The 25,443-nt window shown below is 63.9% G+C and carries 17 protein-coding genes; 8 read left to right on the top strand and 9 right to left on the bottom strand.

The window, feature by feature from the left end:
- Positions 1-68: 68 nt before the first annotated feature.
- From CXQ89_RS16110 to CXQ89_RS16080, 7 genes are all read right to left on the bottom strand, one after another.
- Positions 69-1,031: a hypothetical protein gene (locus tag CXQ89_RS16110; protein WP_104162000.1), complete on the bottom strand. Its 963-nt coding sequence runs from the start codon at positions 1,029-1,031 to the stop codon at positions 69-71.
- An 87-nt stretch (positions 1,032-1,118) separates the two neighbouring features.
- Complete coding sequence (locus tag CXQ89_RS16105) at positions 1,119-2,033, bottom strand: RluA family pseudouridine synthase (protein WP_104161999.1); 915 nt, start codon at positions 2,031-2,033, stop codon at positions 1,119-1,121.
- Between the two features lie 103 nt (positions 2,034-2,136).
- The gene (locus tag CXQ89_RS16100) at positions 2,137-2,955 is read right to left on the bottom strand and encodes an Fpg/Nei family DNA glycosylase (protein WP_104055776.1); all 819 of its coding nucleotides are present in this window, start codon (positions 2,953-2,955) and stop codon (positions 2,137-2,139) included.
- Between the two features lie 23 nt (positions 2,956-2,978).
- Positions 2,979-7,973, bottom strand: coding sequence for a DNA glycosylase AlkZ-like family protein (locus CXQ89_RS16095; protein ID WP_258060162.1), 4,995 nt, complete (start codon positions 7,971-7,973; stop codon positions 2,979-2,981).
- Positions 7,974-8,045: 72 nt separating this feature from the next.
- The gene (locus CXQ89_RS16090) at positions 8,046-9,794 is read right to left on the bottom strand and encodes an HNH endonuclease signature motif containing protein (RefSeq protein WP_104161997.1); all 1,749 of its coding nucleotides are present in this window, start codon (positions 9,792-9,794) and stop codon (positions 8,046-8,048) included.
- A 107-nt stretch (positions 9,795-9,901) separates the two neighbouring features.
- Positions 9,902-10,627, bottom strand: a complete 726-nt coding sequence (locus tag CXQ89_RS16085) for a DUF4232 domain-containing protein (RefSeq protein WP_104161996.1) — start codon at positions 10,625-10,627, stop codon at positions 9,902-9,904.
- A gap of 208 nt (positions 10,628-10,835) precedes the next feature.
- Positions 10,836-11,291, bottom strand: a complete 456-nt coding sequence (locus tag CXQ89_RS16080) for a 23S rRNA (pseudouridine(1915)-N(3))-methyltransferase RlmH (RefSeq protein WP_104055784.1) — start codon at positions 11,289-11,291, stop codon at positions 10,836-10,838.
- Between the two features lie 78 nt (positions 11,292-11,369).
- Here CXQ89_RS16080 and CXQ89_RS16075 point away from each other — a divergent pair, with 78 nt between their 5' ends.
- The 3 genes from CXQ89_RS16075 (at position 11,370) to CXQ89_RS16065 (ending at position 13,641) form a co-directional block, all read left to right on the top strand.
- Complete coding sequence (locus CXQ89_RS16075; RefSeq protein WP_104161995.1) at positions 11,370-12,248, top strand: patatin-like phospholipase family protein; 879 nt, start codon at positions 11,370-11,372, stop codon at positions 12,246-12,248.
- Positions 12,249-12,348: 100 nt separating this feature from the next.
- Complete coding sequence (locus CXQ89_RS16070) at positions 12,349-13,137, top strand: GAF and ANTAR domain-containing protein (RefSeq protein ID WP_104161994.1); 789 nt, start codon at positions 12,349-12,351, stop codon at positions 13,135-13,137.
- Positions 13,138-13,215: 78 nt separating this feature from the next.
- Positions 13,216-13,641, top strand: a complete 426-nt coding sequence (locus CXQ89_RS16065) for a hypothetical protein (protein WP_104161993.1) — start codon at positions 13,216-13,218, stop codon at positions 13,639-13,641.
- On the opposite strand, the gene CXQ89_RS16060 is transcribed toward CXQ89_RS16065, so the two are convergent.
- The gene (locus CXQ89_RS16060) at positions 13,642-13,974 is read right to left on the bottom strand and encodes a DUF1905 domain-containing protein (RefSeq protein WP_104055792.1); all 333 of its coding nucleotides are present in this window, start codon (positions 13,972-13,974) and stop codon (positions 13,642-13,644) included.
- 154 nt (positions 13,975-14,128) lie between these two features.
- Between CXQ89_RS16060 and CXQ89_RS16055 the strand changes: the two genes are divergently transcribed.
- Entirely contained in the window at positions 14,129-15,154 is a 1,026-nt protein-coding gene (locus CXQ89_RS16055) for a DUF808 domain-containing protein (RefSeq protein ID WP_104161992.1), read from the top strand.
- Positions 15,155-15,435: 281 nt separating this feature from the next.
- On the opposite strand, the gene CXQ89_RS16050 is transcribed toward CXQ89_RS16055, so the two are convergent.
- Positions 15,436-16,665: a S1C family serine protease gene (locus tag CXQ89_RS16050; protein WP_104162069.1), complete on the bottom strand. Its 1,230-nt coding sequence runs from the start codon at positions 16,663-16,665 to the stop codon at positions 15,436-15,438.
- A 557-nt stretch (positions 16,666-17,222) separates the two neighbouring features.
- On the opposite strand from CXQ89_RS16050, the gene CXQ89_RS16045 reads away from it, so the two are divergent.
- The 4 genes from CXQ89_RS16045 to CXQ89_RS16030 are packed head-to-tail and all read left to right on the top strand — an operon-like array spanning position 17,223 to position 25,364.
- On the top strand, positions 17,223-18,416 hold the full coding sequence (locus CXQ89_RS16045; RefSeq protein ID WP_146067280.1) for a hypothetical protein: 1,194 nt from the start codon (positions 17,223-17,225) through the stop codon (positions 18,414-18,416).
- 49 nt (positions 18,417-18,465) lie between these two features.
- Positions 18,466-19,248 carry a DUF1326 domain-containing protein gene (locus CXQ89_RS16040; protein WP_181032405.1) on the top strand — a complete coding sequence of 261 codons (783 nt, stop codon included), beginning with the start codon at positions 18,466-18,468 and terminating at the stop codon, positions 19,246-19,248.
- 53 nt (positions 19,249-19,301) lie between these two features.
- Positions 19,302-20,114 carry a DUF2182 domain-containing protein gene (locus tag CXQ89_RS16035; RefSeq protein WP_181032404.1) on the top strand — a complete coding sequence of 271 codons (813 nt, stop codon included), beginning with the start codon at positions 19,302-19,304 and terminating at the stop codon, positions 20,112-20,114.
- 45 nt (positions 20,115-20,159) lie between these two features.
- Positions 20,160-25,364 carry a multicopper oxidase domain-containing protein gene (locus CXQ89_RS16030; protein ID WP_104161988.1) on the top strand — a complete coding sequence of 1,735 codons (5,205 nt, stop codon included), beginning with the start codon at positions 20,160-20,162 and terminating at the stop codon, positions 25,362-25,364.
- Positions 25,365-25,443 lie beyond the last annotated feature (79 nt).

The following is a 25,443-nucleotide window of genomic DNA, read 5'->3' as shown; positions in this document are numbered from 1 at the left end:
GCGGCAACCACCGCAGCTGCCGCGGTATTCCACTAACGAATCCGAGGAAGTGACGCCGGACCGCGGGACTACAGGATGACTGGCCGGAGTGGTTCCGGATGAAGCCGCCCTTCTGCCTGCCGTTCGCTGCGCCGCCGTTCATGATCGACCTGATGCCGGCGGGAGCCAGCCGAGACCAGGACCAGGAAAGCGGCCACGGCTGCTCCCACGCCAATACTCATGGAGTCCGGAGATCCCGTCAGCCGCTCAAAAGCGATACACGACAATCCCCAGACGATGGCGAGAGCCAGCGACAAATGGCCTCGATCGGTCATGCAAATCACGGTGATGCCCACCATGACCGTGATGAGGCTGACCAAGGCCCAAACGGTAGCGCCCCAGCCCGCGAGATCTGCTTCCGCTCGGGTCAGAGTGAAGGCAAGGGCCGCAACGAGGGAGAGGACGCCCGCGGCCAGCGATACCCTCAGGGGCGCGTCAGCCAGGATTCCTTCCACAACAGACGACGGCGGGTGGATGTTCATGCTGTGCACCGCCACCAGGCCCACTGCTATTTGCGCTGCGGCAACGGGCAGGAGGAGACCGGCGTTCACCTCGGAGACTGCCAGCAGCCAAGCGAAGGCCACGATCTGGGATGCCAGGATAAGCCAGCCGAAGCGTTCCTGCCGAGGATTCTCCCGCTGCCGGGGAAGCCACTGGTAGAGCGCATATCCCAGCCACGATGCTGTAACCGGCAACCACATCCACCACGCCTCGGCGGCCGGCGCGAGGTGCGACGCCGCGGAGCCAAGCACAGAGTCGGGACTGCGTTCAACCAGGGAGCCGTCGGACCGGACAAGGACGAGAGCGGTCGCTGCGGCGGCAGCTGCTGCCAGGGATACGGCAACCCGGCGAATGAGGCCAACGGGGAGCCTGTTTTCTGCTCCGAGCAGCCGGGATTCCGGCTCCATGCTGACACCGGACTTTGCCTCGCCGGGCGCAGGGCCAGCCAGTTCGAGGCGTTGGGCATCAGATAGGTTCGACGGCGGAATCATCAGGGTCCTTCCCCTGCCGGAGTATCCGAAGTTGGCCTCCCCGGACGTTTTTCCCACCCTATCCATTGACAAAGCAAAAAGGCTACGTTAAATCCGGCTGGCCTTGGGAGCGAATGCCAGAGAGAGACGGCTGCGGTACTGAACGGGCTGCCTCGTCAAAGGGTCAACAAATTCCACGGACCGGGCAAGCAACTGAAGGGGCCGGTCGTAGTCATCCGGCGCCTGCGGCAGCAGCTCGGGGTAGAAGGAATCATGGAGGATCCCGATTCCCTGAGATGCCATATGCACCCGCAGCTGGTGTGTCTTGCCCGTGTGCGGCTGGAGGCGGTAGCGGCCAACGCCGTCGTGCGCCTCCAGGAGTTCGATGCGCGTTTCGGCATTGGGTTCCCCCTCCACTTCCTGCGCCAGCAGGTAGGTGCGCGACTTGATCATGCGGCTTCGCACAACTCGGGGCAGTTCGAGGTCGTCGAGGACCGGAGCGACGGCCTCATATTCTTTGCTGATCCGACGCTTTTCAAACAGGGTCTGATACTTTCCACGGGTTTCCGGATTGGTTGAAAACAGGAGCACCCCTGCAGTCATCCGGTCCAGGCGGTGCATGGGAATGAGGTCCGGAATGTCCAGCTGCACGCGAAGGCGAACCAGCGCAGACTCGGCCACGTACATGCCTCCGGGCGTGGTGGGCAGAAAGTGGGGTTTGTCGACCACCAGCAGGTTCTCGTCCTGGTGCAGGACGTTGATTTCCACCGGGAGCCGCTGTTCGGGCGGCAGTTCCCGGTAATACCAAATGAAGGTGTGCTCGTGCAGTGGAGTCTCCTGGGTCAGCGGAATACCGCCCAAACCCACAACCTCGCCGCGGGCAAACCGGTCGGCAATGCCACCCGGGTCGACATGGCCAAACCGGGACAAAACGTAGTCCATGGCCGTCTTCCAGGGACCGTCATCCGGCAGCCGCAGGCGGGTGGCATTCACGCCGTTGCGTACGGGAAGGGGAGATTGCATCACCCTTCCAGAGTACCGAGGCGTGGAATCGTTCCATGACGCGGGGTGCCGGGGGACCGGGACAGCAGCGGCGGCAAACGCAGCTTTCGGCTGCGACTGGCTTTTATGTAGCCGGCGCGGAGGAGGCCGCTGCCGCAGGCTGGCAATGCGGGCAGTAGTACAGGTCCCGCAGCTCCAGTGCGTTGTCGCCGACAAGTTCGTGGGCCACCTTTGTTCCGCAGCGGAGGCAGCCGCGGGTTTCCCTGTTATAGACCCAGAGAGGATCTCCGCCCATGTTTCCGGTGGTGATCCTGCGGCTTCGCGTTTTGTTGGCTTCGAGCAGCCGCTTGGACAGATCGATGATCCTGGGCAGATTCCGCACCTCCCCGACGGGGGTCAACGGATGGACTCCGGCGAGGAAACAGATCTCGCAGCGGTAGACGTTGCCGATCCCGGCGAGGTTGCGCTGATCCAGTAATGCCAGTCCGATAGGCCGCTCCGGGACGGACTCAATCCGCCGCAGTGCCTCTGCTGCGTCCCAGTCCGGTCCCAGGAGATCGGGACCAAGGTAGCCGACGGCGTCGTTCTCCTCCGAGCGCGGTAGGACACGAAGGAAACCAAGATCGAAGCCGACCACCTGTTTTTGAGCCGTCTCCAGGACGCAGCGTGCCTTGAACGCCGGACGGCGCCATCGCTGGCCACGCTCGTAAACGTGCCAGAGGCCCTCCATTTTGAGGTGGGAATGCAGGATCCAGCCGCTGTCTGCATCGTCCAGCCGGATCAGCAGGTGCTTGCCGCGCGCGACGACGTCGGTAACTGTGCGGCCCGTGAAATCGGTCGTGGCGAACTTGGGTACGCGGATGTCACATTTGGTCAGGGTTTGGCCGGCCAGCGCGGTGTTGAGTTCGCGGGCTGCCCGCCAGACTGTATCGCCTTCAGGCATGCTGTCCTCCGTGTCCGTTGACGTTAGACACGGTAACGCAGTCCTTTCGGCGTGGTGTAGAAACCTGCTTTGGTCAGGGCACGGGCAGCTTCCGTGTCGAGGACGTCCTGGCCGTTGACCTTCTCGATGGCCATCTTTTCCGCAGCACCCCGGCGAATAATGTCGACCAGAGCTGCGGCGGAAAGCTCCAGTGCCGCCGGATCCTCCGTGAAGGTCAACAGGGTTTTTCCTCCCCGCTCCGCATACAGGGTCAGGTTCCCGTCGACCAGCACCACGAGCGCGCCCGCCTTACGTCCGGGCCGGTGGCCGCCGTCGAGGGTTGGCCACGGAAGGGCCGCACCAAACGGATTTGCCGGATCGGTTGCCGCCAGCGCCACCGCTGACGGTTCAGGTTTGCGCAGCTGGGAGTCCTCCGAAAAGGACCGCAGCCGATCCACGGTGGCAGGAACGGCAAACTGCGCAGCACCGAGTTGTTCAATAAAGTACCCGCGGCGGCAGCGGCCCATTTCTTCAAGCCGGGCGAGAACACGGTACAACAGGGCGAAACCGCCCGGTGTGCCCTCGCTGGCAACCGATCCCCGGGTGACAACGCCGTAGCGGTCCAGCAGCAGTTCGGCTGTGGCATGGGCGGAGATGGTGGTGTCCTGTTCCACCGCGGGCAGCATGCTCCAGCGCCCGGCGACGAGCGGAGGAGAGTTGCGCAGCGCGGAGGGCTGGTTGCCGGCAGCCAGGCGCATGGAGCTTCCGGTGAGGGAGGCTCCCGGAGCACGGCCCAGCCTGCCCAGCCGGGCAGTGCGTGCACGGGGCGTCGCGGCGCGTTGTTTGTGTGCCGTTTTTCCTCCGGAGAGCAGGGACCGGACCGGGGTGAAAGTGTCGTTGCTGATCCTTCCCGCCCACACCAGATCCCACAGGGCGCTGATGACGTTGGCGTCAGAAGATTCGGCCCCGTTGGCGGCCAGGCCGTCGACCAGCTGCCGGAAGAAGTACGCTCCGCCGCCGGACAGCAGATCCAACAGTTGCTGCTGTTGGTCCGAGGGGACAAAATCCGGTGCGGGATTGAGCGTCAGCGGAGCGTTTTCGGCCAAATGCAGCGCAATCCAGCCGTCGTTCCCGGGCAGGGAACCGGTCCCTGACCAGAGGACCTCACCGGTGGCGGTAAGTTCGTCCAGCATGGAGGGGACGTAATTCCGGATCCGTGATCCGAGAATGAGGGGTTCCCAGGCAGATGCGGGAATGGGGACGCCGGAGAGCTGGTCTATCACGGTGGCAACCCCGTCGAGCCCGCGCAGGGAAGAGCCCACATTCTGCCAGGCAGGAAGGAAGCGGGCATAGGTCGCCGGATCCACCGGTTCCACTTCTGAACGCAGCGCGGCGAGGGACCGCCGGCGCAGGCGGCGCAGCACCTCGACGTCGCACCATTCGGTGCCGGCTGGAGTACCGGGAACCGTGATGACACTGCCGGGGGTTTGGTCCACGCCGGCCGCAGCGTCCAAAATCAGGGTTTCGGCCGGGCGGAACTCGCCTTCGATAACGCGGCCTTCACCGGCAAGGCGCTGCAGAGTGGCGGTGACGACGGCGACGCCCAGTCCCAGCCGCGCTGCAGCTTCTGCTGCGGTAAAGGGGCCGTGGGTACGCGCGTAGCGGCCAATCAGGTCGCCCAGGGGATCAGCCACAGGTTCGATGAAGGCCAGCGGGACACCCATCGGCAACGGCACGCCCAGGGCATCGCGCAGACGGGCGGCATCCTCGATGGCGGCATAGCGCTGCTGCCCGGCCACGCCGACTTTCAGCGCGCGGTTGGACCGGACCAGCTGCTCCAGCAGGTCGAGGGCATTGTGCACCCCGCCGCCGGTGTCATCCGAGGTGCTTTCGGTCTGGTCCGCTTCATTGGGCTGCAGCCGGGCAGCAACTTCGGGAGCGGTCAAAGGCCCCAGCAACCGAAGCAAATCGGCGACACCTTCGACACCCCGGACCCGGCGATCCTCGGCCAGCCGCTGCAGTTCCCGCTCAGTCTGGGCGATGATCCGCGCGTCCAGAAGTTCGCGCAGTTCGGCCCGGCCGAGCAACTCATTGAGCAGGGTCGGATCCAGCGACAGCGCGGCAGCACGCCGCTCCGCCAGCGGAGAGTCACCCTCGTACAGGAAAGCACCGACGTAGCCGAAGAGAAGCGACCGGGCAAAGGGCGACGGCGAGGGCGTGGTGGTTTCCACCAGCCGGATCTCCCGGCGCTCGATTCCGGCGGCAATGTCTTTCAAAGCAGGCAGGTCGTAAACGTCCTGAAGGCATTCGCGCACGGTTTCCAGCACGATGGGAAACGTCGGGTATTTCTTGGCGACGTCCAGCAACTGTGCGGACCGCTGCCGCTGCTGCCACAGGGGTGTCCGTTTTCCGGGATTCTGCCGCGGCAGCAGCAGGGCGCGCGCCGCACATTCACGGAAACGAGAGGCGAACAATGCCGATCCGCCCACTTCTGCGGTCACGATCGAGTCGAGCTCATCCGCGTCGAAGATGAACAGCTCTGCCCCCGGCGGTTCATCCTCCATCAGGGGCACCCGCAGCACGATGCCGTCGTCGGAGGCCATCGCCGAGCCGTCCAGGCCGTAGCGCTGATGAAGCCGGGCGCCGACGGCGAGGGCCCAGGGCGCATGGACGGGCATGCCGTACGGGCTGTGCAGGACCACCCGCCAGTCGCCGAGCTCATCGTGAAAACGCTCCACCACCAGCGACCTGTCATTGGGCACCACATCGGTGGCCTGCTGCTGTTCCCGCAGGTAGGTCATCAGGTTGCCCGCAGCCCAGTCATCGAGCCCGACGGCGGCCAGCCGTTTGGCGGCGGTCTCGTCATCGGCGCCGGACATTTCACGGACAAAGCCGCCCAGTGCCCGGCCCAGCTCCACCGGCCGGCCGAGGGAATCTCCCCGCCAGAACGGCAGCTTTCCGGGCTGCCCGAACGCAGGGGAAACGAGCACCCGGTCATGGGTGATGTCTTCAATCCGCCAGCTGGTGGCTCCCAGGGCAAAAACGTCGCCCACCCGGGATTCGTAGACCATCTCCTCATCGAGTTCCCCGACGCGGCGGCTGTTCTTGCCTTCGGAGTCGCCCACCAAATACACGCCGAACAGTCCGCGGTCCGGAATGGTGCCGCCGGAGGTCACGGCCAAACGCTGCGCGCCGGGTCTCCCAGTGATGGTGCCTTCGGTGCGGTCCCAGACGATGCGCGGCCGCAGTTCCGCAAACTCGTCGGATGGATAGCGTCCCGCCAGCAGGTCCAAAGTGGCGTCAAAGGCTGAGCGCGGCAGACCGGCGAAAGGCGCGGACCGGCGGACGACGTCGAACCATTCCTCCACGTCAATGGAGCCGAGGGCGGACGCGGCCACCGTTTGCTGGGCAAGGATGTCCAGAGGGTTGGCAGGGATGTACAGGGGTTCGATCTGTCCGGCCAGCATCCGCTCGGCGACAACCGCCGTGTTCAGCAGGTCTCCGCGGTGTTTGGGGAACATGACGCCTTGGGACGTCTCGCCCACCTGGTGTCCTGCCCGTCCCACCCGCTGCAGGCCACTGGCCACTGACGGCGGCGATTCAACCTGGATGACCAGGTCCACGGCACCCATGTCGATGCCCAGTTCCAGGGAGCTGGTGGCCACGACGCAGCGCAGCCGTCCGGATTTGAGGTCATCCTCAATCAGCGCCCGCTGGTCCTTGGACACTGAGCCGTGGTGGGCGCGGGCAAGAACCGGATTGTCATCATCAACGGCAACCTGGTCCGGCTGGCGGTAGCGGATGGATACGCCAGCCTGAGCCATGAGCTGGGCCGGCGGACGTGCTGTGGGGAGGTCCGAAGACCCGGCGGACCCAGCGGCCGGTTCAGACCCAGCCACAGTTTCGAACGCGGCGGGAGCATCAGACCCAGCGTTGGAGCCGGCACCCTCTGTGCCGGTTGCTGCTGCAGACAGCGACAGGGCCGATGCTTCCAGCCGGTAGGTGTGAATTTCGTTGAGCCGTGCGGTCAGCCGTTCCGCCAACCGGCGGGAATTGGCGAACACTATGGTGGAGCGGTTCGTTTCGATGAGGTCGACGATTCTCTCTTCGACGTGCGGCCAGATGCTTGCCTGCGGCGCGTACCCGCCCTCGATGGTGTCTTCCACGGCCGGCGCGCCGCCGAGATCGGACATGTCCTCGACGGGAACGGTCACGGTGATGTCCCAGGACTTCTTGGCTGCCGGAGCCACCACCTGCACGGGAGCGTTACCTCCCAGGAACCGCGCAACCGTCTCATGCGGCTCCACCGTTGCGGACAATCCGATCCGCTGGACCGGTTTGGGGAGCATGGCATCCAAGCGGGCCAAAGTAACTGCCAAATGTGCACCGCGCTTGGTGCCGGCAACCGCGTGCACTTCGTCGACAATGACGGTGTCCACCTCGGCCAGGGTTTCGCGTGCGCGGGACGTCAGCATAAGGAACAGCGATTCCGGCGTGGTGATGAGGATGTCCGGCGGCCTGGTGAGCAGGGTGCGGCGTTCGTTTTGGGGTGTGTCTCCCGACCGGACTCCGACGGTGATGGATGGTGCCGGGAGTCCCAGCCGCTTGGCTGTCTGGGTAATGCCGATCAATGGGGAGCGCAGGTTTCGCTCCACATCCACACCGAGGGCCTTCAGCGGCGATATGTACAGAACCTTGGTTTTGCGTTTCGGTACAGTATTCCGTTTACGTGCGGACGCTTTGGCGCCGTGCTCAGCCAAGGGGGCGGCGAGGACTGGTTCGGTGGCGGGGACATGAGCTGCGGCTGCGCCCGCTGAAGATTCACCGCCCGCAGCCGAGGCAATAAAACTGTCCAGCGCCCACAGGAAGGCAGCCAAGGTTTTGCCCGAACCTGTGGGTGCCACTACCAGGGCGTTGGCACCCTTGGAGATGGCGTCCCAAGCTCCGGTTTGTGCGGCTGTCGGCGCATCAAAAGCACCCTCGAACCACTCTCTGGTGGCGGGGGTGAACTTCTGCAGAACCGAAGCTCCGGATGTCATGTGAACCATTGTTCCGCACGGGCCTGACACTTTCGGCTTCCGCGGTGCAGTTTGGCTGCAGGCCGAATTCGCTCAGCTTGCGGAGCGGCGGGAGGGAACATCCGCCACCGATGAACGGAAGTACACGTTGCGCAGAGGCACCCGGTCAGGATCCACATACGCCGGCGGAACGAACCAGGGAACACCGGCTCTGACCCTGATCTTCCAATTCTCTTTGTGTACCTCATGATGGTGGTGGGAGCACAAGAGGACGCCGTTGTCCGTTGATGTTGGACCACCGCGGTTCCAATAGCGGATGTGGTGGGCTTCGGTCCACGGGCCGGGAATGCTGCAACCGGGAAAAGCGCATCCTCCGTCCCGGGCATGGAGAGCTCTGCGCATATGCGGCGGGAACAGCCGTTGCGCCCGTCCAACATCCAGGATCCGGCCTTCACCCGAGAGCACAACGGGCAGCATCTCCGCGTCGCAAGCGAGTTCTCTGACGGTGGCCGCCGCCACCGGGCCGGTGAAGGCAAAGGAACCAGGACTGACTGTTTCCGGGTCCTTTGTCTGCCGCGGAGTCTTCTTGCCCACCGGGATATTCATGGAATCCAAACCCTTGACGACTGATCCGTATTTGAAGTCCTTCAACAGGGACGGCGCATCAATAGTCACCATGACCTGAGGGCGCAGCCCGCCGCTGGAAGGAACGCCGCCCGTGGCCAGGGCGGCCTTGGCCGCGGCGATCAGCCCGCTAAGAAGCCGCTGGGGACGGGTCCGCCGATCCAGTCGAGATGAAGTCCCGGCATCAGGCGCACTACCGTCGGCATGCTCAGCCAACCCCGGGCCGGCTTGTTCGGGCCTGCGGCCGCCGGTGGCTGTCGCCGCCTCTGGCGCCGCATCCGACGCCCTGGGGCCGGCAACTGCATTCATCACGGTCAGGAGCGTTTCGTGCTGTTCAGCGGTGCAGTAGATGCTGAGATGGTTCAGCCCGTTCTTTTTTCGACCGGGGAACACCCCTTGGAAGCGGCGCAATTCATCATCGGAGGGTTCGGTTCCGTCCTGGTCTGCCAGCAATACCCACCGGCGCGCAGTTCGGGCGAGAAAGTCAGCGTCGTGCCGGCTCCCCAGGGACGCCAGATCCGACTCCATAGCGTCGGCGGTTTCGGTGCCGCTTCGCTGCCTCACCTGATCCACTGCCTCGGCAATGATGAGGGCGGACACGGACGAGATTTGACCGGCCGCTGCGGCTCCGGCCAGAACAGGCAAAGCGGCCGGAACGGTGTGCCCGCTGTTGCCGGAAGCCGGCAGCAGAACGGAAGCCAGTTTCAGACGCCGCTGTGCTTCGCCTCGGCTGATCCGCAACCGGCAGCGCATGTAGTCAGCAGTGGTGCGGAACTCGGCACGGACTTTGCCCGCCGCCTGCTGAGCAGGTGAAACCGCCTCGGCCCAGGTGTTGTTCCAGGCTCCAGCTCCTTCGGCATGTGCAGCAACTGGTGGGTCCTCTTCTGTGAATGGTGCAGCAGGTGCGCCGGCCGGACCGGTCGAGCCGAAGGTTTCGGCAACCCGGTGGTTCTCCAAGACCCCGGCACAGACGATCTGCAGGTAGTCCACGGACCGCGCCAGGGCTTCCACTTCGGCCGCGAATTGTGCCGTCTGGCCGATACTCATGAGGCCGCCCGCCTGAACAGACCCGCGGCATAGAGCACTCAACGCCTGTGCGGCATCCGTCAGCGACAGCAGGAACCCGGGTGGGCGGACGCAGTGAACAGAATCGTCGGCGTCAGCCCCTGATGCTTCCCCGGAGTCAGCCGCTGCTTCCGGCCGAAGGATCGTTTCCATAAACCAATTTTCCGGTGCCTGGGCTGCCCGGTGAGAAAAGAAGCCATGGATGTGGACAAACGATCCGGCGGCGCCGCCTGTGGAGGACGAGTGTCCGCCGTCGCCGCCTACCGCTTTTGCAGAGCTCCGATGCTCAGCAGCTCCACGTTGGGGTTCTCGCAGGCAAGAATCTCATGGGGGATCTCCAGCGCTTGGAGGTCTTCCGGAGGGTAGACGAGCAGCTTCGTTGCCTGATGGGGTTCGCAGTCCTCGCCATAGTTCTCGGCACGGGTTTCCTTCAGGTCAGCGACAACCGACTGCCCGGGTTCCAGAACAAACACCCCGCCGGGGTTGCCGTTTTCACCCGAGCGAACGGCTGCCGCTCCAATCTGCTCATTTGAGGTGTCGTCAACATAGGAGACCCCGGGGAAGCCGGCTGCTGATGCACAGGGAGCGGACGAGACATTCGTCAGGACCAGTGTGCGGTAGACGCTGCCTGCTGCTCCTCCGCCGATATTGTCCTCGACCTCACCTGCCAGATCGGCGGCAGCGCAGGTCTTGGGTCCAGTTGGTGACGCGGCTTCAGCGGAGTTGCCGGCTGTGGGTGCCGGAGCGCTGGAACCCGGGGACGCACTACCGGCTTCGCCCGTGGATGTTCCGGTGCTCGGCGATACCTCGGAGCTTGCAGTGGCAGCGGACGTCGACGGCGAGGCAGACGACGCGGTTTCCCCGCCGTCGGACGCGCAGCCGCTGACTACAAGGGCTGCGCCCAGTACGGCAGCGGCCAGCGGCCATAACTTTGTAGACGAGGATGGCTTTCTTGCTGACAACAATTTCCGCGACCGGGTATTCATAGGATCACCTTCTCCGCAAGGAGGGTACGGCGTCAATTAGGCTCCTCACGCGCACTGATAATGACGCCGCAAACGTTACGCATTTCCTCATTGCCGCAGCTCGCCAATTTGCTCCAGCCCGCCAATTTGCCGCAGCGCGCCGGGCAGCCGCGAGCGGGCCGAGCTGCCGCGAAAAAATAGCGGGCAGCGATATTCGTGACGGCAGCGGTTATTCGTGGTGATAGGGTCGCCCGCCGGCGATCTCCTGGGCCCGGTACACCTGTTCCGCAAGGATCAGGCGGACCAGCTGGTGGGGGAAGACCAGAGGAGACAGCGACCAGATGAAATCAGCGCGGTCGTGCACGCTCTGGTCCACCCCGTAGGCGCCGCCGATAATCAATGTGACGTTACGGGAATTATCCAGGGGCTTTTGCAGGGTCTTTGCGAGCGCAGGAGAGGTAATGGCCTTGCCCCGTTCATCCAGCAAGATGACATAGTCGCTGCCCAGCTTGGCCAGCAGACGCTCAGATTCCTCCTTGCGGGCGGCATCTCCCTCCCGCGCGGAATGCGGAATGGAAACCCAGGTCAAATCAAAGGGCTTTTTCAGTCTCTTTTCATAGCGGCGGATCCCGTCCACCACCCAGTCTTCGTGCTTTCGGCCAACCATCAAAACGCGCAATGCCATGTCTCCATTGAATACCCCGGGCCTCGGGAGGGAAAAACGGGTGGCAGTACTCACCTGTCCCGGGCTTAGACTGCCCGCATGACAAACACGAGCGGAACGCGGGCAATAGTCCTGGGCGGCGGGGGAGTGGCCGGCATCGCCTGGCAGATCGGCGTCCTGGCGACCCTGCTGGAGCACGGTATTGAACTCAACGACGCCGACCTGGTGGTGGGAACGTCAGCCGGCTCCGTCGTCGGCGCTTCCCTGCGGTTCGGAGTCCTGCGGGAGGCGCTCGCGGCCCAGCTGTACCAACACGAACCGGAACAAGGCCCGGCAGGGCAGGGCGAGTTGCCGCACTTCAGTGTTGAGGAGTTCATCAACATGATGGGTTCGGCCGCCCGCGGACCGGGCGGAGAGCAGGAAGCCCGTGCCCGGATCGGCAAGGCGGCGCTCGCTGCCGGCCAGGGACTCTCCGAAACCCGGTGGGTGGACACCATTCGGTCGCTTCTGCCGGCACCGTCATGGCCCTCCGGCCTGCTGAAAGTGACAACAGTGAATGCGAACGACGGCGCCTTTCACGTTTTCGATCAATCGTCAGGCGCCGACCTGGCCCGGGCTGTCGCCGCAAGCTGCAGCGTACCCGGTGCCTGGCCGCCTGTGCTGATTGACGGCATTCCCTACATGGACGGCGGGATGCGCTCCGCCTCGAACGCGGACCTGGCCACCGGGTATGACAAGGTACTGGTTCTCTCCTGCGCGCCGGAAGCGCCGGACAGCCCCTTTGGCCCCACCCTTCCCCAAGTATTGAGAGGTTTATCGGAGGGAGCTGAAACGTTCCTGATTGAAGCGGATGAGGCCAGCCTGTCAGCTTTCGGAACCAATATGCTGCTCTCGTCTACCCGCCGTCCGTCTGCGCTGGCCGGCCAGGAACAGGGCGCCGCAGTGGTGGATGCAGTGAAGGTGTTCTGGGGTGTCTGATTGCCGGTCACCGGGATTGGCCGGCGAGGATCGGCACACGGCTTCACCCGATGCTGTAATGGAAAAGGCGCACGGCCTTCCCCCAACGGAAAATGGTGACATGTCCAGCGACAGTAATTCTGCAGGAGCAACAGACCTGATCGATGCCGCGCGGGCAGCGCAGGACGAGACCGGAAAGGATTACTCCGGCCTTTTGCAGGACATGCTCTTGGAAACAAGCGACGTGGAAGGTTTTCTCGCCGACCTGACCCGCCTCACCGTCGACACCCTGGCCGCGCCCGGGCAGGAGCTGTTTTGCGGTGTGACCCTCCTGCGGCCGGGCAGTGCCGACACGGTGGCCAGTGACAGCGAGGAGTCCCGGCGCATGGATGAGGTCCAGTACCGGTTCGGCACCGGTCCCTGCCTGGAAGCAGCCCGCACCAACCGCACCGTTGTGGTGCGTGACATCACCACGGACCCGAGATGGGACGAGTACGCCAAAGCAATTGCCGGGTATGGCCTGAAATCGATTCTGGGCGTTCCGATTCCCCTGGACGGAGACGCCCAGTGCGGCCTGAATGTGTATGCCCGGGAACCGGATGCCTTTACCGACGAAATGATCCGCGCGGCTGAAGAATTTGCCCGCGGCGCCTCGAAATCCCTGCGGCTCGCCGTGCGCATTTCCCAGCTGGGTGAAAGCAGGGAAAACCTCAAGGCAGCCATGGGTTCACGCACCACCATCGACCTGGCCGTGGGAATCATCATGGCCCAAAACCGGTGCAGCCAGGAGGCCGCAATCGGCATCCTCAAAGCGGCGTCGAGCGCACGGAACGTGAAACTGCGGGACATTGCCGCCTCCGTTGTTGCCTCAGTGGGCGAAAAGGAGCCCAAGACCCACTTCGTCGACTAGCAGCGGCCCACAGCCCGACGACGACGACGGCGGCCGCCGCCTCTGTCCCCGTCCGGCGCGCGGGGGGACACTGAAAAGATGGAACTTTCAGACAGGGATCTCAACGCAACGCCACCGGAATCCGGGAATCAGACCGATGCCGGGGCCCGGCCGGGCGATGCGCTGCCGGGACTGGTAATCCACGGCTTCGGCCCGGACAGCGGAACCTGGCTCGCCGGTGTGCTCCGAAGTGCAGGGAACTCACGCCGGGCGCTGGGCCCCGAACGGAGACTCGAGGTAGTGGTCCAGGGGTTTGGAGTGCGGCTCCTTCGCTCAGGCCTGGGAGACCAGAGCGCCCTCGACGGGGCCCTCTCGGAAGACATTCACGTTTTGGCCTGCCTGAACAGCATGACCCATGCCGGTATCCAGGCCGGTGAACTGCACCGGGGCGTGGAAACCGTGGATGCCGCCGTCGCGCATTTGGCGCGCAGGCAGTGGGAAGGTTGGGCGTACGTCCGGCTGTAATCAGGAAGGTCTCGTGTTCCCCGGGGCGGCGGCAGCCCGGCCTCCCCGGGTGGCTACGCTCAACCCAACGGACACCGTGTCGCCGTCGTCTATCCGTTCCTTGAGACGAACGTCCTTCCGCAGCGGCAGGGCATACCCGCCGCTGCGCGGAAGCAGCGAAGTCTCCCAATCGGTGGTCCCGATCCGGACACAGACAGGAATGGCGCCCCACCCATAGGTGGCTGCGGCAGCTTGGGCGCGCACGTAGTCAGCCGCGTCTTCAGGCAGCAGCAGCCAGTAGAACGGCGCCGGCCCGCGCCACTCGAACACCTCAGCACAAAATGTTGTGTCCACACTGTCGAAGGTAGTTTGCCCGGGTGGCGCAGGCAACGGAATAGCCGGAGGGAAAGCCCAGCCCGGCAACCTATAATTTCGATATGCCAAATCCACGCCTCAAGGGCGCCATCCATAAACAGTTGACCTCCCCGCACCAGCAAGGAGCACGGCTGTGAGCGGGGGACTCGTCGCCCTGCTGGACGACGTCGCCGCCCTGGCACGTATCGCCGCAGCCTCTGTTGACGACATCGCTGCCGGAGCCGCGAAGGCGGGAGCCAAGGCTGCCGGCGTCGTCATTGATGACGCCGCAGTGACACCGCAGTACGTGTCCGGGGCTGACCCGTCCCGCGAACTGCCGATGATCAAGCGGATCTTCTGGGGATCGCTCCGGAACAAGCTGCTGATCATCCTTCCCGCACTGCTGCTCATCAGCGCGTTCATTCCCGGCGTGATCCCGTTCATCCTCATGTTGGGCGGCACGTACCTCTGCTACGAGGGTGCCGAGAAGGTCTGGCACAAATTCTTCGGCCACCACGAGGCTGCCAAAGAGGCACCGGCGGTAGAGCGGGGGCCCGACGCCGAATCCAAGGTCATCAAGGGCGCCATCACCACCGACTTCATCCTGTCCTGCGAGATCATGGTCATCTCCATGAACGAGGTGGGCGACGCATCCATCTGGGTCCGGGCGGCGATCCTGGTCCTCGTAGCCATCGCCATCACAGTGCTCGTCTACGGAGCCGTCGGGCTGATCGTCAAGATGGACGACATTGGCCTGCACCTGACCAAAAAGGAGTCTGCCGGCTCCAAACGCTTCGGCGCCCTTCTGGTGAAGGGGATGCCCGCCGTGCTGGCTGCCATCACCTTCATTGGAACGATCGCCATGCTCTGGGTGGGCGGCCACATCATGCTGGTGGGTGTCCATGATCTTGGCTGGCACGCCCCGTATGACCTGGTCCACGCCCTGGAACACCCCGTGGCCGGGCTTGCGGTTGTGGGCGGTTTCCTGGCCTGGCTTGTGAACACGCTCTGCTCGGCCGTCATCGGACTGGTCTGGGGCCTGGTGGTCATGGCTGTTCTGCACCCTCTGATGAAGGTGCTGCCGTTCGGCAAGAAGAAGAACGGGCACGAAACCGGTGACACTCGGGCAGCGGTTGCCGGGCACCGGCCGGAGAAACCGGACACCGATTCCACCGAGTAGACGCAGCGGGTCTCCCGGACAAAACAAAAGACCCCGTTTCCCTTGATTTACACAGGGGAATCGGGGTCTTTCTCATGTGGCGGTGACTGTGGGATTTGAACGAGGTCCGGGCCGCTGGATATCAAGGCCCGGAAAATGGCCGGGCCTTGGCTGACCCGTGGTCTCGCAGGGCGGACCTGTTGGCTGATTTGTGCCGAGCTCCCATGCTCACACTGTAATGAATGGTGAAGAGGAACCCAGGGATTGATCGCGGCCAGCTCCCACCACCGTCCGGCTGATGGTCAACAGGCGGCAGGCTCGCCATCTGGCAGGGTGGAGGCGGCGATCAGCCAGGCCTCCCCGTTCCACACCAGTGAGTACCGGATACTCCAGTCCGAACAGGTCTGCCCCAGCCTGCCATGTTCCGGATCCTGCTCGGTCGACAAGCGCACATCAGCTGTAAGGAAATCCCCCGTTCCCTCTACGGCAGTCACCTCGAGGCCACGCCAGAAGGAGGAACCGAGCTGTTCACTCCACGCACTGAGGCCACCAAAAGTGCGCTGCAACTCCGGGGTGAACTGGTCAAAGGCAGCTGAGTAGGCGCCTACGTTGATTCCTTGACCGTGGAGGAGCAGGGCCTGTCCAATATTCTGAGCCTGATCGTGATCAGACCGGACGCTCAAAGGGAAGAATCCGTCGCCCGGTGCGGGCGCATTGCCGCAGACGACAGGTTCCAGCGGGATCGACCGCTCCTGCCATTCCTTTGCGGCAGCTTCGGCCCTGTATCCCGACACCGCATAGGCCATTCCTTCGGCACGGACGTCGCCATCCAAATGGAAAGCGCTGACGACGCCGGCGACCCGGCCATCCTGGGTAAGCAGAGGCCCGCCACTGTTACCTGAATTGATTGCCGCATCCGTCTGGATGATGTTCTGGATCGGACCGGCACCGAAATCGATTTCCCGGTCCAAACCGCTGACTGACCCTCGAGTGAACCCCAGTGGCTCGCCCAGCGGGTACCCGAGTGCCGCCACCTCCGTCCCGAGCGGCGGGTCGGCCTGCAGGAACAAGAACTGGTGACCGTCCAAGGACGTGCTCGTCTGCACAAGAGCAAGATCCGCGAGTTCATTGATGCCCAACACGGACCCGGCAACAGAGCCTTCCGGTCGGGACAGGCGAACCGCCGAAGCGTCCGACACGACGTGTGCTGCCGTGACTACGAGATCTGGGCCGATGAGGAACCCCGAGCCCGTTCTGCTGCTATCGCACGTCGTAACACTGAACTGCACGACGCCGGTCTCAACCCGGGCCACCGTGTCCGGCCAGCTAGCCGGGGTCGGGTCGAGGCTGGGCTCAGGCGTCGCGGCAGAATTAGAGGTGGGAGCGACGCCTGTGGGCGGATCTGTTGCGGGAGCAGCGGGGGAGGCCTGGTTCGTCGTCGGAGCTTCCCCTGCCGGCCCGGCGGTCCCGGGATCAGTCGTCGGAGCATCCCCACCCAAGACGCATCCGCTCAGGCTGAGCGCCAGACCCATGCCTGTACCGAGCAGGAGCGACATTCTACGTGCCTCGGTCACCATCATGGTGCGGCCTCCTGACGATGTAACCCGCGACGATGAACACTGCGGGCGCTAGAGGCATTAGGGTAGGCGCTGCCGGGAGCTCGGGTCTACAGAAAGGAAGAAAAGATAGTCGAGTACTACCTGATCTGTGGCGGGTAGCAGCCGGGTAGGCAGATGATTTCAGGGCGTGGCGACGCATGGCCACTACGACGTTGTTGCTGACATATGGTTGCCCCTTGCCCGAGCCCCTGCTGCCTGATGGTCCCGTTCACTACTGAACCCAAGCGGTTTCAACCACGCCTACTCCCTCAAACGCGACGAGCCTTGAAGCCGATTCCTTGGCATGTTACTTTAGGCACCTGCTAGTAATCGAAGCTTTCTCCAGCAGCGCGATTACTGTCCAGTGTTTACCTCACTGTGACTGCGTTACGGCAGGTCACGGGCCGTTCTCACTCTGTGTTAATTTGCATATACCTCTTGTAGATTCTTGTGCGATCGTGGGGTGTGCGGTGCCTGGGAATGCGCAGCGTTTGAGTGATACAGGACCTATTGATCCCCGGACGGGCTATCCACTGTGGTATGAAGACGTCACGGGTACGCGTCTGGATCTGGCCTGGCAGCGCGATGACCCGAGAACCCCGGTCATCGCTGACCTGAATGAAAGCGGAACTCTGCGAGGCATCGCTAACTTCCCAGGCGAGTCCTTCTACGTTACGGCGGAGGCGGAGCTTCCTCTAGGCGGAGGAGGACAGGACGGGGAAGTGAGGGTGGTCCTCGCTTTGGAAGCTACTTTTGCTACGGAAGACGTGGTGGACGGCGAGCAGATCGTCTTCGGACGCATCCGGTTCCGGGTCCGCGACGGACGCCCGGAGACGACGTACACGCTCACGCACCCGTACGGCACGGTTCAGGCCACCACCGATGATCGGGGTCGAGTGACTGCGACGGAGGACATCGGCCTGGCACCGTTGGATTTTACCGGGGCTCTGGGCGGGCAGATTGCCCCCTTCCTGCAGTGGACGTCTGATCCCGCTCTGCCCGAGGGCTACATCGGTGACGGCGCCACAGAGCACACGATCACGGGCAGTCCGTTCAACACTAACTACGTCCTGGTGGAAGGCCCCGGGGCGGGCACAGCTGGGGCTGACTCAGATCCGAATGATCCTGGGAATCCGGACAAGGTCTACACGGACCAATTCGTGGTCTACACGGACCAATTCGTGCTGCAGGGCCGGATCGCCACGATTCATGGGGCGGAGATCACCCGCGCGGTCTACAGCCAAGCGGCGGCTGGGGCGGTGATGGTGGAGGTGTTCGCCCGATCCGTTCCCGGACAGCAGCTCGGAGTATCACTTGGAGGTGGTCCGGAGACGCCCCTGCAGGGCGGGAATACCCCCAACTATCTCTCCCGCATATCTGCGGGCAGCACGGTTCCGACGCAGGTCACCGTGACCAACCGGACTGATCTGGTTGCTCTGCCGGTAACCGTAGGGGTCACCGACGCGGTGGCGATCACGCAGGCCGACTATGACAGCACCAACCAGACGCTCACCGTGAGCGCCATCTCCACTGACCAGAGCGGCGTCCCGGCACTAACTGTCACAGGGCGTGGCGGGCTGTCCGGCCCGGTCGGGGTCTTTGCTCTCGATGCCCCGCCGTCCACGGTCACGGTCGTCTCCGCCGCTGGCGGCACCAGCACAGCGATTGTCCGGATCGTGGCCTGACAGGATCCTGCCGGGCGCTGTCCCAACATCCAAGAATCAGAGGACCGTCATGGAATACACACTGACAGGTAACTTTCTTGAGGCCTGCGACTGCACTGTCATCTGCCCCTGCTGGGTGGACGACGACCCTGTGGAGGGACACTGCACCGGGTTCGTCTTGTGGGAGTTTACCGGGAACGGCACTGAGTCGAAGATCGATGGCCTCGTCGTCACTGGGTGCAAGGTCGTCAGCGTCGCAATCCACGCGGGCAAACGTCGCGGCAGTTCAGCACCGGCCACTTCGATGATCTACATCGACGTTTCGAAGTCCAAAAAGAACAAGGAAACCACGGATGAGCAGCTTTTTCAGGCCTTGCGGGGCACCTTCGCCGAACACCCCACGAAGGAAGGAGGGGGTATAGGCCCGCTGGCTGAGCTGGCCGAGATGAGCGGAACGGTGGTAGGGGCCGAGCCGGCCAGGATCTCCTTCGAGTTCGATGACGAACACCGCTGGACGGCTACAGTCACCCGCACCCGAACAAACCCGCAGAAACCGGAACCCCTTCAAGACCTGTTGATTCACGCGACAGGGCAACCGGAGCGGTTTGACGTGGCCGAGAACGCTAAGAGTCAGCCGTTGGAGCTGTCCAACACCGCGCTGACCTACGAGCTACAGGCCCAGAACCCGGTGACTGCCCAGGCGGGGGATGAGTTAATCATCAATGTCGGTGCCCTGCCCGGAGGCAACATCAACGTCAAGGGCCGCTCGGGCATGCGCGGCACCTTTCACTACCGCTACCCCGCAGTGGGCGTGCACACGGGCACGCCTGGTGAAGAAGCACCAGCATCATGACCCCCACCTCCCCGGCGGCGCCTCACCAGTCCGGGGCGAGCCGCCCCCTCGACATGAACCTCCTTGTTCTAAGCACGATCGTGATGGCGGCGATGGCCTGGGGGGTCCTGCTGCTGACCCACGGGCCCGGAGGCCACGGGCTGGAAGGCCACACGGTGACCTCTGAAGTGCTGGCTCCTGGGCCGGCCGCGGAAATACACGCTCAGCACGGTGGTACGGCCGCGTTCGTGATTCCTCCTGCTCTGGTCGGTGGTGCAGTAGCCCTGGGCGGCTGGGGATTCATGGTGGTTGCCATGATGCTTCCGCCAGCCCTCCCGCTGCTGCAGACGGTGCGACGACTAGCCTCGCACCGTCCGGATCCGTGGCGTCTGACCATCTGGAGCGCCATGACCTTTATCGGGGCTTGGATGGTCATCGGGGCGGTTCTCGTCGCAGGCGATTTGGGTGTCCGGGCGTTGGCTTCCAGTGGATGGCCTGCGATCGATCCCCGTTGGGTGACCGGGGCCGTGCTGATCGGGGCCGGTGGCTATCAGTTCACCCCGCTGAAAGATTTGTGCCTGCGCGGCTGCCGGAGCCCGCGCAGCTTCGTGCTGGCGCACTGGCAGGGTCGGCGCTCTGCCAGCGCGGAGATTTTCGCCCTGTCCGGTGCATACGCGCTGTCATGCATCGGGTGCTGTTGGGCGCTGATGCTCATCTGCTTCACCGTCGGCACCGCAGCGCTGCCTGCGATGGTCGCGTTGAGCGTAGTCATGGCCGCAGAACGCCTCGTCCCGTGGGGCCGGCGCTTGGTATGGCCTACCGGTTTCGCCCTCATCGCTATGGGAGCCGCTACGGCGCTGATTCCCGCCTTTGATAGTCCCATTTGATGTAGACCTTTTCTGCCGCTGAGCGGCTCGATCACGGAGTTCACCATGTCGTCTACCCAATTCCGCACCTACCACGTTGTGGCCATGTCTTTCCCGATCGTCTACTCGCTCGAGGGTGACCACGATCCCAACGGTCTGCTCTATACCTTGCGCGTGTACCAGCCCCTCCTGGATTGGGTGAAGGAACAACGAGAGAAAAACGGCGATTACCTGACCAAGATGCACCGCAAGACCCAGCTGATGGAAACCGTGGTGTACGCAGTGCCGCGGCTTCTTGAGATGCGCCGGATCCTGTCCGAAGGACCGGAGAGGAATAAGTATCTGTTGAAGGACTTCGGCAGCGAGTCCGAAGTTCTTGACCGGGAAGACCGGGACGTCCGCGGTCGACGGTTGGATCCGCAGGATCGTGCGATACGCCAGAACTACCGGGCCACGGTGGACGAACTGGTTGCCGCTTTGCGGGAGCTGACTGATGGGCGGATTACCAGTCTCTCCTCGAAGGCCCCGCCGGATCCGGAGCGGCTAGAGGAGCAACTGAGGGAAACCATGGGGGAGTGGCGCACCTCGTGGCTGTCGCAGCTCGAGGAGGCCGAGCGGGCTATCGAAGGGCAATTGGAAAGGATCCGCCAGGGGTGGCCGGAGTTGTTGGCATGGTATCGGAGGCAGCGTCCCGGGTCTCATCTGGGGGACGAGGACATCGAACGGTTGATGTTCAACGATCACAGTCCTGACCTGATCGGCAAAGGTGAACAAACTCCGGCCTACAACCGGTGCAACCCGCTTAAGCCCATCCCGCTGGTGCGTCCGCTGGTGTTGCGGGCGTGCCGGGGAGAACAGCTTAAGGTGCATTTCGAGAACAGCATCCGCGGCCGTCAAGTGGGCATGCACGTGCAAGGAGACGGGCTCGGGGGCACCGTCCCGGGACACGGCACCGGCTCAGGCGTCCGGTATGGAGATGGGGCGCGCGTAGGCGACAACGACCCCACCGCTGTTCCCTACCAATCTAAAATGACGTACCGCTGGATGTGTGCCAGGGAAGGCGTGTGGCCGATCAACGATCTGGGCGACATCCGCGGAACCGACCGGGGCACCAACAACCACGGATTGTTCGCCGCTCTTGTCGTCGAGCCCGAGGGTGCGAGATGGTACGACCCTGAGACGGGGGAACGGCTCGACGGCACAGATCGCCCCGATGGGCTCTACGCCGACGTCGTGCCCCGCGACGAACACCGCCTCAAGGACGGGAAAGTGGTGGCTCCCCAAGAGGACTGCCGCGACGAGCAGCATGAGGGCTGCCAGGCGGGCAACCGGTGCCGGAAATGGCGGGAGGACAACTTCGTCGACTTCCACCATGCTAAGGACAATCCGGACCAATTCGCCGGCAACTGCAGTTTCCGCGAGTTCACCGTCTTCTTCCACGACGAGCCCGAGACGCATAGCGGCATCCCCCACCCCCTGCCCCACTCGGCCATGCCCCTGTCCTACCGCGCTGAACCCATGCACAACCGCCTTCCCTATCGGCTGCACCGGCGCCTGCGTAAAGGCGCGCCGAAGGCAGAACCCGATAAGAACAGGATCGACCACTCAGCCGTTGAAATCAGGATCGACAAGGAAACCCTCGGAGAAGAGTTCTGGGTGGCCAAAGACAAGAACGGCGATTTCCTCGAACGCGTCTCCGGCGAGGAGCAGCATCACAGCTCATGGCTGTTCGGCGAACCGGTGACGCCGATTCTGCGCGCCTACCGCGGGGACCCCAGCCGGGTGCGGCTGGTGCACGCCGGGGTCAAAGAGACCCATGTCTACCACCTGCACGTCCACCAGTGGCGAGCCGTCGCCCAGGACACCGCGGAGCCTTCCGTGTGGAAGATAGGCGAGCACCACGGTTCCCAGCTGCTGGATTCGGTGTCCATCGGTCCGCAGACCGCCATGACCATCGACCCGCTCTACGGCTCGGGCAGCCGCCAGCATGCGGTGGGCGACATCATCTGGCACTGCCACCTCTACCCCCACTTCCACCACGGCATGTGGGGACTGTGGCGCAGCTTCGACCGGCTGGTCGACGGGGAGCGGGCCTACCCCGACGGCACTCCCTGTCCCGAACTGAAGCCATTGCCCGGACGTGACCCCATCCCCTCGACCGACGAACAACCCGGATTTCCGTGGTTCATCGACGCCACCTATCCCCGCAAATCTCCACCGCCGCCCTCACCCCGCGAGAGAGACGTAAAGAAGAGGAAGGTCCCGGTCAACGGGCGACGCCAGCTGCTGCAGATGCCGCATTGCTCCGACAAGGAATGGGCGGCCTTCGCACCCAACTGCCGGTCGGGTGATCAACCCGGTGCTCTTTTCGTCGATCTGGACGGCCTCGCCCGGAAGTGGAACACCAAGGCGAAGGTTCCCGAGCGACGGATTATTCACTACGACATCGCCATGGCGGAACGGGGGATGATCTACAACTCCGCCGGCTGGTACGACCCGCACGTGCACCACTATCAGCTCAAAGGAATCACCGCCACCCGTCTCGACGGCGACGGGCGCCCGCTTGGGAATCCAGTGCGCTTCAAACCCCCGGCAGCCAAAGGCGACGGCGGGGCCGACGCGTTCTTCCCGCGGGCCAATCACGGCGACATCGTGGAGCTGCGCCTGTCCAACACGGTGGGCACCGTCAAAGGTGACCACTTCGACTTTCCCGGGCACCCAGTTGAATGTGGCCTGCACGTGCACCTGGTGAAGTTCGACGTGCTCGCTGCCGACGGCTCAGCCACCGGCTGGAACTACCTCTCCGGCGCCAGTTCCCCCGAAGCCATCCCGGACGGCAAGATCAATAATCCCCCTGCAAATGTTTCTTTGCACCGGTGGGTGGTGGATGAGGAGTTCGGCCCCTGCTTTTTCCACGACCACCTGCTGGCTAACTTCCGGCAGAAGCGCGGCCTGTTCGCAGCCCTGATCGCCGAACCCAATGGCACCCGCTGGTACCTACCGGACCAGCAGACCCCCGCATGGGTTGGCTCCCAGGCCGTGATCGTACCGCGAACTTCAAAGGGGGATGGGGACGTAGCTCTAAAAGACCCCTTCCGGGAAGCTGGATTGGCCCTTGGGGACTTTGTGCCGCTGAACCGGCCGAAGGACGATCGTCCTCCAAACCCCATCCCTGCTCAACCTCAACCAGAGGATGATCCGCTGAATGAGCCGAACCTGCTGGGCGGTGATGACGATCCCGGTGTTATGGGCGTCAATTACCGGTGCACCCCCATGCGATACCGCGGCAAGGACCCCTCCGAGTGGTTCAGCTCCAGCCGCTCCTCGCTGAAGAACGAGGACGAGGAGCAGCGAAAGGTCCTCGACGTGCAGGCTCCGCACATGTCGCCGCCATTGCCTCTGCCGCCAAAGCACAAGGGTGACCCCGACACACCGGTGATCTACACCTATCCAGGTGAACGACTGCGCATCCGGATTTTCCAGGGCTCGCACGAAGAGCAGCACAGTTTCATGCTCAACGGCATGCGATGGCGCAAGGACTGGCAGAACCAACAGTCGCCGTGGGTGAACCAGCAGACGATGGGCATCTCCGAGGCCTTCACCGTGGACATCAACCCGCCGGAAATCGGAGCTGACGGAAAGCCTCTGGCGACGAGCCCGTACGGGGTCGGCGACCACCTGTGGCAGTTCACTGTCATGGACGACCTGTGGCTGGGTTGCTGGGGACTGATCCGTTCGCTCCAGCCCAGCTCGGAGAACTTCCGTGAACTTCCCCCGTTGCGGCGCATCACCAAGGTCAGGCCCAGGACGGAGGATGAAAGCGGGCGCGTTGCACCTCCGACCGACCAGGAACTGAAGGAGGCACTGGGTCAGTTCCGCCCCTCCCAGTCCAACGGATTCCTGCCCCCACGCCCCCTCCGGGTGCCCGGAGGAACGTGGGCGGCTGGGAAGGTGCGGGAGTACGTGGTAGTCGCCCAGCGCCACGAGCACCAGTACGCCGGCCAAGCACTGACCGACCCCTGGGGGCTGATCTACCGTACGGCCGAAGAGTCCGTCGCTGAGACCAGGGACGATGGAAGCGAGACCGGCAATCGCCGGGCGGTGGGTGTGGACGGTTCCGACCAGCCACTGGTCCTGCGGGCGCATCCCGGGGAATGGATCAGGATCACCCTCATCAACGAGCTCCTGCTACCGCAGGAGAACCTTCCCGACCAAGACTTCGCCACGAAAGACCCTCGGCTCCCGGACTTCGGACCGGAAGTGAGCCCGCCGAGGCTGCCCGTGGAGCACCGTGACCACCTGGGCTACCCGGACCGTCGAACGGTCAGTCCTCGAGTCTCCCTGCACCCCAGCTTGCTGCTTTACGACGTGCAGAGCGACGACGGCGCGTACGTGGGGCTGAACCAGGACGGCACCGTAGCCGCTCTGGACGTGGACGATGCTGCTCATGTCGTGCACGGCGGACACGACGCAGTCAATGCGGTGGTGCACCGCACTGACCATGGCATCGGGCACCGGGACGCGAACTGGCGGGAGTATTGGTGGTACGCGGATCCGGCCCTGGCTTTCGACACATATCAGGACGGGCGTGAACGAGGCCAAACCTGCTACCTGTTCGATATGGGTGACATCCGCAACCACCGGCACCACGGCTTAATAGGAGCTGTCGTGATCGAGCCCAGCGACATCACCCCGGTCGACCCGCAGAACGAGGACAAGCCGAAGTGGACAGGCGCCCACGTTCACCTGGAGAGCGGTGACAAAGTCATCGCCCAAGAATTTGTTTTCTTCCTACAGGACGGGCTGCGTCACTTCCTAAACGGCGATATCGACCAGCCACTTCCTGACATCTCTCCGAGCGACCCTCCCGTGGATGCCGGGCAGAAGGCCATCAGCTACAGGTCTCCGCTGACTCCACACCAGAGTCCCATGGCGCTGCCCAACCTCACCGCCCCAATCCAGCACGCGAGCAGGGAGCTGCCCATCTGGTGGCGCCTGGTCTGCGCCGGCGACAAGCCCCGCAACCACACCTTCACCGTGCACAACTTCGCCTGGGACGTCGCCCCCTGGGTGCGGAAGGCAAAGAAGAGCAGCCCCGAAGCGGGATCGGTTACCGCCATCTCAGCCGGCTTCACCCAGGACCTGGTGATGCTGCCCGAAGGACGCTGGGATCCAGGAGACCACGCCTACCGCAGCGGTTCCTTCCGCTGGGCCGTCAGCCAGGGGATGTGGGGCATCCTCCGGATGGGTGATCAAAACACCAAATCTTGAAAGGAGACCTTGGACGGACTGCTGTCGCGAGGAGTCGAGGGGCTTTTCTCCGGCGAGCAGCGTGAGCTCCTGTTCACGA

The sequence above is a fragment of the Arthrobacter sp. ZGTC212 genome (assembly GCF_002929255.1).
In the GTDB taxonomy this organism is placed as follows: Bacteria; Actinomycetota; Actinomycetes; order Actinomycetales; family Micrococcaceae; genus Arthrobacter_B; species Arthrobacter_B sunyaminii.
Note: the sequence above shows the minus strand (reverse complement) of the source record. Positions and strands in the feature narration are given on the sequence as shown.

Bases quoted from the DNA above. Each gene is read 5' to 3' on its own strand.
- CXQ89_RS16110 (WP_104162000.1), bottom strand. From the start codon at position 1,031: ATGATTCCGCCGTCGAACCTATCTGATGCCCAACGCCTCGAACTGGCT.
- CXQ89_RS16105 (WP_104161999.1), bottom strand. From the start codon at position 2,033: ATGCAATCTCCCCTTCCCGTACGCAACGGCGTGAATGCCACCCGCCTG.
- CXQ89_RS16100 (WP_104055776.1), bottom strand. From the start codon at position 2,955: ATGCCTGAAGGCGATACAGTCTGGCGGGCAGCCCGCGAACTCAACACC.
- CXQ89_RS16095 (WP_258060162.1), bottom strand. From the start codon at position 7,973: ATGACATCCGGAGCTTCGGTTCTGCAGAAGTTCACCCCCGCCACCAGA.
- CXQ89_RS16090 (WP_104161997.1), bottom strand. From the start codon at position 9,794: ATGGAAACGATCCTTCGGCCGGAAGCAGCGGCTGACTCCGGGGAAGCA.
- CXQ89_RS16085 (WP_104161996.1), bottom strand. From the start codon at position 10,627: ATGAATACCCGGTCGCGGAAATTGTTGTCAGCAAGAAAGCCATCCTCG.
- CXQ89_RS16080 (WP_104055784.1), bottom strand. From the start codon at position 11,291: ATGGCATTGCGCGTTTTGATGGTTGGCCGAAAGCACGAAGACTGGGTG.
- CXQ89_RS16075 (WP_104161995.1), top strand. From the start codon at position 11,370: ATGACAAACACGAGCGGAACGCGGGCAATAGTCCTGGGCGGCGGGGGA.
- CXQ89_RS16070 (WP_104161994.1), top strand. From the start codon at position 12,349: ATGTCCAGCGACAGTAATTCTGCAGGAGCAACAGACCTGATCGATGCC.
- CXQ89_RS16065 (WP_104161993.1), top strand. From the start codon at position 13,216: ATGGAACTTTCAGACAGGGATCTCAACGCAACGCCACCGGAATCCGGG.
- CXQ89_RS16050 (WP_104162069.1), bottom strand. From the start codon at position 16,665: ATGGGTCTGGCGCTCAGCCTGAGCGGATGCGTCTTGGGTGGGGATGCT.
- CXQ89_RS16040 (WP_181032405.1), top strand. From the start codon at position 18,466: ATGGAATACACACTGACAGGTAACTTTCTTGAGGCCTGCGACTGCACT.
- CXQ89_RS16035 (WP_181032404.1), top strand. From the start codon at position 19,302: ATGAACCTCCTTGTTCTAAGCACGATCGTGATGGCGGCGATGGCCTGG.
- CXQ89_RS16030 (WP_104161988.1), top strand. From the start codon at position 20,160: ATGTCGTCTACCCAATTCCGCACCTACCACGTTGTGGCCATGTCTTTC.